The following is a 13,968-nucleotide window of genomic DNA, read 5'->3' on the forward strand; positions in this document are numbered from 1 at the left end:
GGGAACATAAAAAAACGGACCATGCTTGCCTCATGATCCGTTTGTAATGAAGTGGTCGCCGGGGATTAAAAAGTATATCTGGCAGACACACCGCCGATCTCCTCACCAAGATAGTTGGTGGGTCCAACAAACTGTACGTAAGGTTTCAGATCGGCACTGATATTTAAAGGAATTTTCTTGAAAGTGTATTCGATACCAATGATACCGTCCAGGCCCGGAGATACATATGTGCCCTTGCCTTTGTCGATATAACGGTCCCAATCGTAATCGCGGCGGTCGTAGAAGCCTACGTGCGCGCCACCACCTGCATACATATTCAATTCAGGTACGCCAATATTCCAGTTGTATTCATACAATGCAGTGAAAGTAACGTTTGTTTTATGAGAGTGGTTGGTAGTTACCAATCCTTCAATAGCATGAGGCCCCTGGATAAAATGTTTGATGGTAAAGCCCACCACCCATGGATTCAGGCGAACACCCAATGCAGTTTCGTAATTGGAAGGATCGCTGCTCTGGTAACTTTTTTTCTTCTGCGCGTTTGCCTGGACTGCGACGATAGCAATAAGGCTGAAAAGTAACACGACTTTTTTCATAGATCTGTTGTTTGAATGAAACTTAAAAATATACGTGAGAAACGTTGGCTTATTCTCTAAAGTATATACACGACGAAATTAATTTCAGGGTTGCTTTGCAAGAACAATGCCAACCGGTTTGATCAGCCGCAGAAAAATAAACCCGGCAATACCTGCTATAAGGGAGGCAACAATTACCGACATGATAGCTATAATCTGTAATTCCCTTTCCTGGTAGGCCAGTGAAGAAATAAAAATAGACATGGTAAAGCCAATACCGGCAATGAGGCCAACGCCCAGAAGCTGCAGCCAGCCCGATTTTGAAGGCAGTGCCGCCAGCTTAAGCTTTACGGCGGCAAAGGAAAGCGCGAAAATACCAAGTGGCTTTCCCAGTATCAGGCCGGCGATAATGCCATAGCTGATATTATTTGTCAGTGCGCCTGTAATATCTGCAGGCAAAAGGATGGCGGTATTGGCCAGTGCAAACACAGGCATGATAATAAAATTCACCGGGTCATGTAAACTATGCACCAGTCCGGCGATACGCTCCTGGGGAATACAAAACGCCAGCAGCACACCGGCAATAGTGGCATGTACGCCTGAATTAAAGAGGCAATACCAGAGCACCACACCGGGGATATAGTAAAGGATGAGCCGTTGTACTTTCAGGAAATTCAGCAGCAACGGGATCAATAATACGCCGCCGCCAATCAGTAAATATTTTACATCGAGGTGTGGGGTATAGAAGATGGCAATGGTTAATATGGCGCCGAGGTCGTCGATAATAGCCAGGGCCATCAGGAAAATTTTAAGGCTTACCGGCACCCTTCTGCCCAGCAGAGATAAGATACCCAGTGAGAAAGCAATATCAGTAGCCATGGGGATTCCCCAGCCATGTGCATAAGCAGTGTTCTTGTTGAAGATGGTGAAGATCAGTGCGGGGAATAACATGCCGCCTATAGCCGCCAGCACGGGTAAAACGGATTTGCGCAGGGAGGATAGTTCCCCTACGGTAAGCTCTCTTTTTATTTCCATGCCCACCAGGAAAAAGAACAGCACCATCATGCCGTCGTTTATCCACAGCAGCCAGGAGTTAGGCAGGTGTAAAGAGCGGTATTCATAATGATGGCCGCCTGCGGGATCAAATAATGTATTCCAGAACCCTATATAATCTTCCTGTGCACCGGTATTGGCCAGTACCATTGATACAATGGTGCATACAATGAGTACTATTCCTACCGCACGGCTATCTTTCAGGAAAGTATGGATAGGGGATATCAGTGTTTTCCGGATGATGTTAATAGAGTTTTTGATCACAGCATTTCTTTTTGGTAAAAAAATATTTCCGGGAGATATTATATTGGAAATGGCTGCGGTGAAGCAGCCATTTCCAGGTATCCTTACAACGAAAATTATTGCATTAGTTCGTATTTGGTTTTGGGCTGCCGCTTAATGTCCCACTTAAAGTTTTCCAGCAGCAGCTGGTCTTTGGGACGTTGTGTAAACGGGTAAACGGTGCCTTCCGGGTCTTTGATCAGTACTACTTTATCTACTTCCCCTTTTTTGAAGAAGATATTGATAATGGCGCACTGGGCCTTGTTGACGCTCATATAAGCCCCGGCCTTGTCTTTGATATAATTAATGGTTTCCGCATTCCCTTCCACGTGCATCCAGTCGAGCGTTTCCGCCAGTACATAGCCTGTGATCACATTGCCCTTGATCTGGTTAAACATGCCCGGCCCGGCTTCATTGATAATAAAGCCATTGTTTTTGAGCAGCATTTTATCTGCTGTTTGGTTTTTGGTGAACATAAGGATGGTATCCCCGCTGAGCTGTGTGGTGTTGTTGGACCACAGCACCGGCGTACCATAGAAGCGGAATACAGAGTCTTTTGATGTATAGTATACGCTGTCTGCCACACCCTGCAGGGAGTCTGAGAATATTTTTACATGGTGGTAGGCAAGGATATAGCGTTGTTCACTGGTATCTTTAGGTGCAGAAAGTGCCATACTGTCTGCATGATGTTTAATACCCGGCAGGGAATCGTGCATCACTACATCGGGTATGGGCGCCACTTTTATGTTCTTCACTGCGGAGTCCAGCTTTTGCCTGGTTTGAGCGAGGGTACTGTCGGCGATGAACATCATAACGTTGGCGGCTACACTATCCTTTTGTCGCCGGGCGATGGAGTCGCCCCGTGTGACCGGCGATATAGTGGCGGTGAATTTCTCCGGAGGCCGTATATTTTTCAGTGACCTGAGATTTTTGGTGGGAGATTCCGGGAGGCGTTTCAGTCCGGCCACGGAAGGAATAGACAGGCTGTCGTCTGGCCTGATCACGCCTGAAAACAGGGTGTCGGCAGCCATATACATAGTGTCTTTATTTTTTTCCATAATAAGCAGTGGCTTCTGGGTGGCAAGGACTGTTTTTTCGCGTTGGTTTACAATGCCTTTGTTGGCCAGCAGCGACATTTTGCGGGCGGTATCCTTATACACCATGTTACCGGTGGCGTAGGCCATACCAGTGAGTTTATCCATTTCTATATTATCGGCGGTGATAGTGCCGGTACTGTCTTCAATAGTGGGGCGGTTACCGAAGTTGCCGTATCCTTTTTCCGTATCATAATAGCCGCTGGTGGCGTACATCACGCTTTTATCGTTATTGTTGATAGTGGTAGGCGCTACAATGGTGGCTATTTTAGTGTCGGTGTTATAGAGGAGTTCATCTGTGCTGAGCGTGTATTCAGGATCTACCAGTAATACGTTCCGCATGAAATGCATCTCTTTGGTATCGGTGTAATAGTAGCCTTCATCGCTGGTGAGCACACTTTTACCGTTTACCAGTTTCCCGGTTTTAACATAGGAGCCTATTTTGGCATTCATGTCGTACTGCAGCTCCGGCCCGGTGATGGTCACTTTACCGTCTGTCAGTTTTGCATCTTCCCTGAGGATGGCGATGCGGGTATTGGCATCGTAGTTCAGGTAATTACCATAGATGTGGATACTGTCGGCCTGGTTAATATGTATATGGCCGTATGCGTCGATAATGTTGGTTTTATTATTTTTTACGGCACTGTCGCAGTTAAACAGGGTAGTGCCCTGTTTAAAAATGGCGTTACCAATGAAGCGGGTAACACTGATCGAATCTTTTTCATTCATGATCAATGTATCGGCGTGAATAATTTCAATTACAGACCCGGTTTTCGGCGCAGGTCGTGCCGGAAACTGGGCGCTGGCCGTAGCTGCCAGCAGGCAGATGACGGCCAGAAAGATCCCTGATTTTATGTATCGATGCATTGATTCTATTATTGTACCGCTGCTGTGTCTGAAGGTAACGGTTTCGTTTTATCTTTTTTGCCAAACAGGGAGAAGTGTACATAGCGTTTCGGATTCACCCGCAGGTCTTCCAGCAGCTTATTCAGGTTACCCAGGGAGTACTGAAGGTTGTTATACACTTTCTTGTCGTTCAGCAGCATACCTGCGGTACCATCGGTAGTATTCAGTTTACTGATGGTTTGGTTAAGGCTGTTGGCAGTTTGCTGCAGTTGCTGCAGTGTTTTATCGATATTACCGTTAGCCAGGGCGCCGGTAGCTTTTTCAGCATTGTCGAGTATCCCGGTAATTTTAGCGTTATTATCTTTCAGGTTGCCGGTAACGGCGGCCAGGTTATTGAATGTTTTCTGGATGTTACCGTTGTTGGGATCCAGCATACTGTTAAGTGATGCGGAGGTATGCGTAAAATTGCGCATGGTGGTATTCAGGTTGCGGATAGCATCCTGGAGGTTTCCTTTTGCGGTGGTATCGAGAATAGCATTTACCGACATCAGTACGGAGTCGATATTAGACAGGGTACCCTCCAGTTTTTTTACCAGCGGGTTAAGCTGTTCTTTCAGGGCATCGGTCATAGAGCCATCTACGGCAGCATAGATGGTATCGCCGCTTTTCAGATATTCGCTGGCGTTACCCAGGTCCAGCTGTACTGTTTTGGTACCCAGCAGGTCGCTGCTGATACGGGCCACGGAATTACGGGGGATTTCTATTTTTTTGGTGATAGTGATGGCTACCAGGATACGGGAAGCATCTCTGTCCATTACCTCCAGGTTAGCAACATTACCTACCACCAGGCCATTTACCTGTACTGCATTGGCTGGCTGTAAACCATTTACCTGGTGATAAACGGCATAAATGGTTTTATTATGTGAAAACAGGCTTTTTCCTTTCAATAAATTAAAGCCCAGCACAAGTAAGGTTATACCCAGCACAGTTAATACACCTACTTTGGTTTCATTAGATAATTTGAGCATGAGATTCGTATACGTTCACGCAAAAATAATCAAAAAGCATGCACGGGAAGTGATCGTACGAAAATGTTAGTAATAAAAAAGAGGAAAGGGGAATAATAAGGAGGGGTAAGGGGGAGGCGGTGGTGATTAGCAGGCGGTTACAAAAGCGTCTTTAAAGCCCAGTTTGCGGGCTTTGCGCATGGCGCCGGAGGCTTGTTGGTCGGTTTTAAACCGCCCCAGGATATATTTGTTGAGTTTTTTTTTATTCATCACCACCGGTTGGCGGTTAACGTCACCGTGGAGCTTCCTGAAAATGGAAGCTCCCGGTTTGTAGAATTTATCTGTGATCATGAGTTGCACGCAATAGCTGCTGGCAGATAAGGGCGCCGGCTTGCTGCTGCCATTGCCACTGTTCAGGTATGCGCTGGTATTGTTACTGCCTTTGGCGGATACTCTGGTTGTAGAAGGCTGGGTATTACGGTTTGTGGTAAACCTGTCGAGTTCATCACGGTAACGCTTGATGGCTTTATAGATACAATTGGCCAGTTCCTGCTGCCCGTTATTGGAGTTGAGGTAATCTTCCTCTTCAGGATTGCTGATAAAGCCCAGTTCCACCAGTACGCTTGGCATTGCGGTGGCGGACAGTACCCAGATACCTTTTTCATTTCTTTGTCTTGCGCCGCGGCTGATACGTCCTACCCGTGTAAATTCATCCTCAATGAGGGTAGAAAGGCGGAGGCTCTGGTCGAAGTAGGCGTTTCTCAGGGTATTCAGCAGGATGAAGGTTTCAGGATCCGTATCGTCCATCAGCTGTTTCGTTTCTTCTGAGTTGGCGTCCAGCACGATCACGGAGTTTTGTTTCAGGGACTCCATCTTAGCGTTGTTTTTACTGGTGGCCCATATATACGTTTCCGTGCCTTTGGCATTGCTGGGGTAGTAGGCGTAAATAGGCTGTTTAACGGCTATTTTCTTTTTTCCTTTCTTACGGTAAACGGTTTTGTAACCGGTTACCTTGCGGATTTTCCCGGTAGAATTACAGTGGATGGATACAAAAAGTTCCCCTTTGTTATCGTTGGCAATCTGGGCTTTTTTACGGGGATCGTCGAAGCGGTCTGTTTTTCGTGTATACACTACCTTTACATCGGGCATATTTTCTTCGAGGATCTTTCCCAGTTTCAGCGCTACTTCAAGGGTCACCTGTTTTTCAGTAGAGTAGCTGCCTTTGGCGCCGGGATCTTCACCGCCGTGGCCGGCATCAATTATAATCGTTCGTATAGGCTTGTCCTGTTTATCGGAAACGGGATTTGTTTTGGCCTGAATAAATAAGGTACAGGTGAGTAGTGTTCCCAGTCCTAAAATCCAAAATCGGTTCCAGCGCATGATTCTCATTTTAATGGGTGCTGTTTTTCACAAAAAATAAAAAAATAAGTTTATCTGTTAAATTAATAATCCGCTTGTTCCACGCGAGTTTCCGCCAGCTTTTATTATATTATATTACAAACAATACAAGTTACCATTTGTAATAAATTGTATAAAATCTTGTAGGTTTGCCGCCATAACACATGAACGCTAGCTACAAAAATAATTATAAAAAGTTTTTTCGGCATACATACCTGGTTTTTGCCGGTATGTTCATCGCCATTCCCTTTATTATAGATGCAGTTGCAGGCGCAAGGCCACAAGTTGGTACGTATTTTAACAAAAGTTTGGCAGATACCACGCCGCCGGCCCGGAAAGATACAGGTAAAATACCCAAACCTGCAGCTGTTACTCCTGATTCTACCGATTCCACCCAATTAATCAAAGGTGTGGATACCACCGGGGAAACAACCGTAGATACCCTGTTTGTGCCAAAGATATCAAAAGACACGCTGGATGCACCGGTAAATTATAAAGCGAAAGACTCCATTATCCTGATGGTGCCTGATAAGCGCTTCTATTTATATGGTACTGCCAACACAAAATACAAAACGATCGATCTTTCTGCCGAAAAAATGAATTTCGACCAGGAAACCGGTATTCTTGAAGCCACCAACGCTAAAGATACTGCCGGTAAGCTATTCGGAGGGCCCGTAATGAACGACGGGGGACAAAGCTTTGAATCGGACACCCTCAGGTACAATTTTACCTCCCAGAAAGCAAAGATCTACAATACCCGCTCCCAGTATGGTGAAGGCTACATTCACAGCCAGCAGACCAAAAAAGCGGCAGATAATACCATTTTCGGCTTTAAGAACGGGTATACCACCTGTAACCTGGATACGCCCCACTTTAGCTTCAGAGCCCGTAAAATAAAGGTAATCCCGGATAAACTGGTGATCTCCGGACCGGCTAACCTGGAAATTGAAGGGATTCCCACACCGCTGTATATACCATTTGCCATATTCCCTATTACCCAGGGACAACGTTCGGGTATCCTGCCTCCACAATATGTGGTGAACCAGCAGAAAGGTATTGGCCTGGAAAACGGTGGTTACTATATTGGGTTAGGTGATCATTTTGATCTCACCATGCGGGGGGATGTGTATTCCTACGGAAGCTGGAGCCTTACTGCCAGCCCTACCTACCGGAAACGCTATAAATACAACGGAGGGCTTAACCTGAGCTTTGCCAATACCCGTTTTGGCGACCCTGCGGTTAAATCGGAGTTCGCTACTTCCAAGGATTTCCGTGTTACCTGGAACCATAGCATGGACAGTAAAGCCCGCCCCGGTGTGAACTTTGGTGCGGCAGTGAATTTCGGAACATCTTCCTATAACAAATACAATGTGTATGACTACAATACCCGGGTAAATAATAACATCGGATCATCCATTACCTTTTCCAAAACCTGGCAGGGCAAACCCTATAACCTTACCATGGGTTTGAACCACTCCCAGAACCTCAGTACCCGCGATGTGTCTATCTCCTTTCCGGACGCTACCTTCACGGTGAACACCATTTACCCTTTCCAGCCAAAGGAAATGGTAGGCACACCAAAATGGTATGAGAAAATAGGTGTTTCCTATAATACCATCCTGCGTAACCAGGCTAATTTCAAGGATTCCCTGTTTGGCAAGCAGGCCATGTTCGATGCCATGCAAACAGGCATGCAGCATAATATCCCGATCTCGTTCTCCATCCCGGTATTTAAAACCTTTACCTTATCACCAGGTATTAACTATACAGAGTATTGGTACACCAAGAAATTTGTGCGTAAATGGGATCCCAACAAGTGGAACCAGGGGCTTGACACATTAGGCGCCATTGACACTACTTATATTCCAGGTTTTTACAGTGCACGTGATATCAGTGCCAGCATGTCGTTATCGACCGCTATATACGGTATGTACACATTCAAAAAGACCTCCAAGATAAAGGCGATCCGGCATGTGATGCGACCCACGCTGAGCGCCAGTTACCGTCCGGACCTGTCCAGCAAATATTACCATGAGCTGCAGTATAACGCTGCGGGCGACAAACAAATGGTATCCGACTTTGATGGTGCCATCATCGGGGTACCGTCTCCGGGGGCATTTGGAGGTTTGAACTTCGGGCTGGATAATAACCTTGAGATGAAGGTATTCTCGAAAAAAGATACCACGGGGAACCATGAAAAGAAAATAAAACTGCTGGATGGTTTCGGGATCAATGGCAGTTACAACCTGGTGGCAGATTCCTTTAAGTTATCAACTTTCAGCCTATACGCCCGTACCAACCTGTTCGACAAACTGAATATCTCCGCCAGCGGGAACATTGATCCATACCAGGTGGATGCCCGCGGCCGCCGCCTTGATAAATACGTGTGGCAGCAGGGCAAGATCAGCCTGGGCCGCCTCACCAACGCCAGCATTTCCATGAGCACCTCCTTCCAGTCGAAGGATAAAAAGAGCCAGCAGAAGGAACAGAAGATAGATTCCCTGGAGAATGCGCAGAACGCAGACGCCGCTTTTGCTGCACAACAGCGGCAGCTGCAGATGGTGCGCAATAATCCCGGCGAATACGTGGATTTTGACATCCCGTGGCGGGTGGATCTTTCCTATAGCCTATCGTATACCAATACCATCATCCCCGATTCCGGCGGTGTAGTAAAGCGCATTACCCAATATGTAAGCTTCAATGGCGATTTCAGTCTTACGCCTAAATGGAAGATAGGGTTGAACAGTGGTTTTGATTTCACCAATATGCAGATCGCCTATACAAATATGTACATCTCACGGGATCTGCACTGCTGGCAGATGTCCATTAACCTTATTCCGTTTGGTACGTTCAGGCAGTTTAGTATCACCATTAACCCGAAGGCGGGTATTTTGCGTGATCTGCGGATAAACCGATCGAGACAGTTCCAGGATCTTTAACTTAAAGGGGGATGGCTATTGGCCATCCCCCTTTAAGTTTGCATCATTTTATATTGTTATCCTGGTAATAATCCCACATCAGGCGGAATACTTTTTCTTTGAACGCGGGAAGGTCATCTCTTGTCATTCCCGTAGTTGGTAATGGAGGCAGGAAATGATAATCGATACGATGAGGCCATGCAAAGAATTTCTTTCCTACAGGTAATATTTTTTTTGTGTGAAAGAGTAGTGATGGCATCAGTGGTGTTTGTGTATCGATAGCCAGCGCAAAGGCGCCGTCGTAAAAATTCTTTAAAGGCTGGTCTGTACGGTTGCGCGTGCCTTCAGGATACAACAGGATGTGTATGCCCAGGCTGAGCGCTTTTTTCATTTCTACAACGCTTTGCTTGCGGCTGGCTTCACTGTTGCGGTCTACCAGGATACCACCTATGCGGTACAACACTCCAAACAGGGGTACTTTGGCAAGCGATGCTTTAGCAAGTGTTTTATTGATACCGGGAATTTCTGCAGAAGTTACAGGAACATCGATCAGTGAATTGTGATTACATACTACAACATAGGTTTGACCGGGCGCAAAATGTTCCAGCCCTTTTTTTCGTACAGGGCAGCCGATCAGCGGCATATATACCTTCATCCATAATCTTCCGAAGAAAAGAAATCCCTTTGTTCTCCGTGGTTCCGGCATATAAGAAATGATCCATACAGGAATGAATATTACCAGCATCGTGAGCGCAAACATCACCAGCATCCATGCTGCGAATATTCTGCCGAAGATATTTTTAAACATAGGCTTGTTTTTTACAGTCTCCAGTCTACCGGTGCTATGCCTGCTTTTCCGAGTATTTCATTGGTCCGTGAAAAATGCCTGCATCCAAAAAAGCCTTTATCTGCGCTGAAAGGAGAGGGATGTGCGGCCTGCAGTATATGATGTTTTGTTGCGTCTATCAGGTATTGTTTATCCTGCGCGAAGCGGCCCCAGAGGAGGAATACGACATCACTGCGCAGATCGGAAATTTTGCGGATCACCGCATCTGTAAAATCGCCCCATCCTATTTTGCTGTGTGAGGCAGGCTCTCCTGCTCTTACGGTAAGAAAGGCGTTCAACAACATTACGCCGTTTTCTGCCCATTTGGTAAGATTGCCGCTGGTGGGTATTTCCAGGCCAAGGTCTGTTTTCATTTCCTTGTAAATATTCACCAGTGAAGGAGGTGGCTTTACGCCATCAGGCACGGAAAAGCTGAGCCCATGCGCCTGTCCCGGACCGTGGTAAGGGTCCTGGCCTAGTATCACTACTTTTACTTTATCTATCGGCGTTTTTTCAAAAGCATTAAAGATCAGGTTGCCGGCGGGATAGATCACTTTACCCAGTGCCTTTTCATGTTTAAGGAACATTACGATCTGATCGAAATAAGACTTGTGAAATTCATCTTTCAGCGCTTCCTTCCAGCTTGATTCTATTTGTACGTCCATAATGATATTTAAAGAAAAATAAATTAAATTTGATTTATTGGGAGTTTTTTGCATAAATTTGCACTCCCAAAATGCGAGATAAATATAACATTTTATTTCACATTTAAAGATAAGTCTCGGTAGCTCAGCTGGATAGAGCAACTGCCTTCTAAGCAGTAGGCCATTGGTTCGAATCCAATCCGGGACACGAAAGAAGAGGAAAATTGCGAAAGCGGTTTTCCTCTTCTTGTTTAGAGTGTTAAATGAACCATTATCAATGGCTATTGTCTTTCATTTACGGATCAAGTTGAAAAGTTGGGGGATGTCCATAAATTTTAGGCATAAAGTTTAGTCAATCTATAAAGAAAGAATTCTACATCCCGCACCCCTCGCAGTGCATTTCTAAAGGACTTTACTTTTGCATTGAATGATTCTGCAGCCGCATTGGTGGCTCTGTTGTTGAAGAAGTTGAGGATACCCAGATAATGAGTTCTGATAGTCCTGGCAACGGTCTTGAAGGATAAAATCCCCGCTTCCTCCACGTCATTATACCACAAAGCCAGCTTCTTAAATGCTTCTTCTTTACACTTACAATGTCTGTAAACCTCACCGAGTCGCAGGGATAGCTGGTAGGATTTATGAATAAGGGGGTAATGACTAAATAAAAGTTCCGCTCTCTGCTGCTGCTCTCTGGTCCATAGTCTGGGATGCTTAAATAGCAAGTATCGGCTTCTGGCCAGCAGCTGTTTAGCTGTATCGCCGTTAGCGAGCCTGACTGGCTCATACTTCATTGCGGCTCGTTTTGCCTGCTCGTATTCCAGATTCTCCTGTTCCAGGGCTTCCCAGCGATGCTTTATTCTGATTTCCTGTACCGCATCAAAAGCCAGGTGTTGCACATGGAAGCGATCTATCACCCGATGGGCGTTAGGGAAACAGGCTTTAACAGCGCTATTAAGGCTACCAGACATATCGATGGTAACTTCCTGTACTCTTCCACGCAGGCGTTTAGGGATCTTAAACAGTATTTCTTTCAGAAATTCAGACTGAGTGCCCTTGATCATAGCCACTATTGAGCCTTTGCGCCCTTTGGCCAGCTTATTAGTGACAATTGTATACAGTTCTCCACTGGAAAAGGCTGTCTCGTCTATACTTAAAGCGGCACCAATGTTTTGTTCAAAAAGCATCCATTCAGTAGCATGTTCTTTTTGATCCCAGGTACCAAAATCACTGAGATGATGCTTGTATTGCTGGCCTAACTGTTTACCGTCTATCTGAAAGAAATGGCCCAATTGCACAGGGCTTACAGGATATTTATCTAAGTAATCCTTTTAAAAAAGCACCGAACTCCGGTGTCATTCGTGTGCCTTTTTTAACTATTTCCCAATCTCTTGTTATTATTTCTCCATCCTCTAAAACCTCCCACCGACGGCGTTTGGCATGCAGGGTGACCTTTTGGCCACGTATAGGAAAATCCTGAATTGCAATTTCTGAGAAGAAACCTTTGGAGTGTGCTTTTCTATGCTGATGCTCTACTGGGATTGTATTCTTTTCTTCCAGGTATATATCAATACCCTCCTTATTCTGACTTGAATCAATTAAGTCAAAATACTCTAAAACCCCTGCTGGTAACAGCATCTCTACTAGTTTGCGAAAATTCTGATCCACGTGCTTCGTTGGTTAATCTGCTGCAAAAAAACTACTTTTTATCCTATCCCCCAACTTTTCAACTTGATCCTCATTTACCTTAAAAGAAAAGAGGTGAAGTACGTTTAATACCATATTTGTAGTATTTTAAAGTATCTATTAGCTGTTTAATAAAACTTCATAGAACGATGGTGGAATAAGAGAGATATTTGAGAATAGAATTAAGATTGAACCCAAGGTTATGTCAATCGAGAGCCTATTTAATAATCCTGACCGGGTTAATAATACTAACTACAAACCATTCTATCAACGGAACTATGTTTGGGATGATGAAAAGCAACGTACTTTATCGAAAGTATTTTGATAGGTACAGAGATACCTCCATTAATTTATTACCGTAATTTGAAAAGTGTGGAAGTTGTAGATGGAAGGCAGAGATATGAGACGATATTACGTTTTATTAATGGGGATTTCAAACTTAAGAAAAATGGATTGCAAAAACTAGAGAATATTCGAATAGTCAATAGAGGATTTAAGGACCTTGGACAAGATTTACAGGATTTATTTTGGGATACCAAGCTTAGGATCATAGAGTTTAGCTTTCACTCTCAGAATCTCATTGAGGGAGATATGGAGGATCTTGTGAAGAAGGAAATTTTTAAGCGTTATAATTCAGGCATTACCCCATTGAAACCCACAGAAATAGATAATGCAGCATATGTCGAGGACAACTTAAATACATTCTTGAAAAAAAAGCTACAGGATGATAGAATTTTGTTTCGAGACATTTCCACTCTTTTACATTTTGAAAAGAATAATTATATATACTCTTTTGCATTCCCTATCGCATCATGAAATCACTTCTCCTATTTATAAAGCTGAGTTGATGATAGTTGAGGAGGCCATTAAAAAATTAAAAAATCAATTATTTGCCTTAGATATTGCAAACACATATAAATGTTGTTTGGAAAAAGGGAAAAGGATTCGCATAACATTCAGAGATTTGCCTACTAATTATGTTGCAAAATATGAAATCGTGTTAGAAGAAAACCTCGTTTTTTATAATGCACCGCATAATTTTACAAAATTAGGCTTATGTAAGTGCCGTACTGAGTTGTGCGAAGGTAATTGGTGGTGGGGGCGGGGGAAGTATATCAAATAGCAGTGGATCGCGGGAAATTAAATCTGAATTGAAGAATCCTTGCCTTACGGAAGCATATAAATCCGCAATTAATGCTAATTTGAAGAATTTTATATCGACAACAATAACCCAGGTTTTTGGTGGTAAAAATTCCAATATTGATTTAATTTTCAGAGAAATGCCAAAGACGGAATTTGGTGAAGGTGTATATGGACAATATGATCAAATAGATTCCCACGTTAGAGAAGCTAAGGAGAATGGACAAACAATTTATGTTGGTGAAATTTTCATTGACCTAAATATCGACATTTTGCCGTCGAGGCCTAAGGAGTTTATTACAGCTGTAATTCTACACGAATCATTATATGCGTACTTGACACAACAGGGAATTGCTTTAGATAGCTTATACATCAATCAACATGAAACTATAGCATCAGCTTACACTGATAAAATAGCCACTGCCTTAAAAGAAATCTACCCACAATGCCTCCAGCGGACTGTAAGGCATTAGGTTGGGCGGGTTTGGCCGAAACTTTACTTTGG

General features: G+C 44.3%; 13 protein-coding genes and 1 tRNA gene. 5 read left to right on the plus strand and 9 right to left on the minus strand.

Annotated elements, in window-relative coordinates:
• Positions 1 to 65: 65 nt before the first annotated feature.
• The 5 genes from FN124_RS25625 to FN124_RS25645 form a co-directional block, all read right to left on the minus strand.
• On the minus strand, positions 66 to 593 hold the full coding sequence (locus tag FN124_RS25625) for a hypothetical protein (RefSeq protein WP_142687647.1): 528 nt from the start codon (positions 591 to 593) through the stop codon (positions 66 to 68).
• Between the two features lie 84 nt (positions 594 to 677).
• Entirely contained in the window at positions 678 to 1,889 is a 1,212-nt protein-coding gene (nhaA, locus tag FN124_RS25630; protein WP_260607584.1) for a Na+/H+ antiporter NhaA, read from the minus strand.
• Between the two features lie 95 nt (positions 1,890 to 1,984).
• The gene (locus FN124_RS25635; RefSeq protein WP_142687648.1) at positions 1,985 to 3,868 is read right to left on the minus strand and encodes an OstA-like protein; all 1,884 of its coding nucleotides are present in this window, start codon (positions 3,866 to 3,868) and stop codon (positions 1,985 to 1,987) included.
• Positions 3,869 to 3,876: 8 nt separating this feature from the next.
• Positions 3,877 to 4,875 carry an MlaD family protein gene (locus FN124_RS25640; protein WP_142687649.1) on the minus strand — a complete coding sequence of 333 codons (999 nt, stop codon included), beginning with the start codon at positions 4,873 to 4,875 and terminating at the stop codon, positions 3,877 to 3,879.
• A gap of 126 nt (positions 4,876 to 5,001) precedes the next feature.
• Positions 5,002 to 6,234: an N-acetylmuramoyl-L-alanine amidase family protein gene (locus tag FN124_RS25645; RefSeq protein ID WP_185937373.1), complete on the minus strand. Its 1,233-nt coding sequence runs from the start codon at positions 6,232 to 6,234 to the stop codon at positions 5,002 to 5,004.
• A gap of 182 nt (positions 6,235 to 6,416) precedes the next feature.
• On the opposite strand from FN124_RS25645, the gene FN124_RS25650 reads away from it, so the two are divergent.
• Positions 6,417 to 9,191, plus strand: coding sequence for a putative LPS assembly protein LptD (locus FN124_RS25650; protein WP_142687651.1), 2,775 nt, complete (start codon positions 6,417 to 6,419; stop codon positions 9,189 to 9,191).
• 43 nt (positions 9,192 to 9,234) lie between these two features.
• Here FN124_RS25650 and FN124_RS25655 read toward each other — a convergent pair whose 3' ends face one another.
• Both FN124_RS25655 and ung read right to left on the minus strand, forming a co-directional pair.
• The gene (locus FN124_RS25655) at positions 9,235 to 9,978 is read right to left on the minus strand and encodes a lysophospholipid acyltransferase family protein (RefSeq protein WP_142687652.1); all 744 of its coding nucleotides are present in this window, start codon (positions 9,976 to 9,978) and stop codon (positions 9,235 to 9,237) included.
• Positions 9,979 to 9,989: 11 nt separating this feature from the next.
• Positions 9,990 to 10,661, minus strand: coding sequence for a uracil-DNA glycosylase (gene ung / locus FN124_RS25660; protein ID WP_142687653.1), 672 nt, complete (start codon positions 10,659 to 10,661; stop codon positions 9,990 to 9,992).
• 113 nt (positions 10,662 to 10,774) lie between these two features.
• Here ung and FN124_RS25665 point away from each other — a divergent pair.
• Positions 10,775 to 10,848, plus strand: a tRNA-Arg gene (locus FN124_RS25665).
• A 127-nt stretch (positions 10,849 to 10,975) separates the two neighbouring features.
• On the opposite strand, the gene FN124_RS25670 is transcribed toward FN124_RS25665, so the two are convergent.
• The gene (locus FN124_RS25670; protein ID WP_260607295.1) at positions 10,976 to 11,935 is read right to left on the minus strand and encodes an ISAon1 family transposase; all 960 of its coding nucleotides are present in this window, start codon (positions 11,933 to 11,935) and stop codon (positions 10,976 to 10,978) included.
• 16 nt (positions 11,936 to 11,951) lie between these two features.
• Complete coding sequence (locus FN124_RS25675) at positions 11,952 to 12,275, minus strand: ISAon1 family transposase N-terminal region protein (protein WP_142683040.1); 324 nt, start codon at positions 12,273 to 12,275, stop codon at positions 11,952 to 11,954.
• Between the two features lie 357 nt (positions 12,276 to 12,632).
• Between FN124_RS25675 and FN124_RS25680 the strand changes: the two genes are divergently transcribed.
• Genes FN124_RS25680 through FN124_RS25690 form a run of 3 tightly spaced genes read left to right on the plus strand, consistent with a single transcriptional unit; the run spans position 12,633 to position 13,936 of the window.
• Positions 12,633 to 13,139 carry a GmrSD restriction endonuclease domain-containing protein gene (locus FN124_RS25680; protein WP_376765856.1) on the plus strand — a complete coding sequence of 169 codons (507 nt, stop codon included), beginning with the start codon at positions 12,633 to 12,635 and terminating at the stop codon, positions 13,137 to 13,139.
• 31 nt (positions 13,140 to 13,170) lie between these two features.
• On the plus strand, positions 13,171 to 13,446 hold the full coding sequence (locus FN124_RS25685) for a hypothetical protein (RefSeq protein ID WP_142687654.1): 276 nt from the start codon (positions 13,171 to 13,173) through the stop codon (positions 13,444 to 13,446).
• 28 nt (positions 13,447 to 13,474) lie between these two features.
• Positions 13,475 to 13,936 carry a hypothetical protein gene (locus tag FN124_RS25690; protein WP_221887907.1) on the plus strand — a complete coding sequence of 154 codons (462 nt, stop codon included), beginning with the start codon at positions 13,475 to 13,477 and terminating at the stop codon, positions 13,934 to 13,936.
• The last annotated feature ends 32 nt before the right edge of the window (positions 13,937 to 13,968 follow it).

The sequence above is a fragment of the Chitinophaga polysaccharea genome (genome assembly GCF_902150045.1).
Lineage (GTDB): Bacteria > Bacteroidota > Bacteroidia > Chitinophagales > Chitinophagaceae > Chitinophaga > Chitinophaga polysaccharea_A.

Bases quoted from the DNA above. Each gene is read 5' to 3' on its own strand.
- FN124_RS25625 (WP_142687647.1), bottom strand. From the start codon at position 593: ATGAAAAAAGTCGTGTTACTTTTCAGCCTTATTGCTATCGTCGCAGTC.
- FN124_RS25635 (WP_142687648.1), bottom strand. From the start codon at position 3,868: ATGCATCGATACATAAAATCAGGGATCTTTCTGGCCGTCATCTGCCTG.
- FN124_RS25640 (WP_142687649.1), bottom strand. From the start codon at position 4,875: ATGCTCAAATTATCTAATGAAACCAAAGTAGGTGTATTAACTGTGCTG.
- FN124_RS25645 (WP_185937373.1), bottom strand. From the start codon at position 6,234: ATGCGCTGGAACCGATTTTGGATTTTAGGACTGGGAACACTACTCACC.
- FN124_RS25650 (WP_142687651.1), top strand. From the start codon at position 6,417: ATGAACGCTAGCTACAAAAATAATTATAAAAAGTTTTTTCGGCATACA.
- FN124_RS25655 (WP_142687652.1), bottom strand. From the start codon at position 9,978: ATGTTTAAAAATATCTTCGGCAGAATATTCGCAGCATGGATGCTGGTG.
- ung (WP_142687653.1), bottom strand. From the start codon at position 10,661: ATGGACGTACAAATAGAATCAAGCTGGAAGGAAGCGCTGAAAGATGAA.
- FN124_RS25675 (WP_142683040.1), bottom strand. From the start codon at position 12,275: ATGCTGTTACCAGCAGGGGTTTTAGAGTATTTTGACTTAATTGATTCA.
- FN124_RS25685 (WP_142687654.1), top strand. From the start codon at position 13,171: ATGATAGTTGAGGAGGCCATTAAAAAATTAAAAAATCAATTATTTGCC.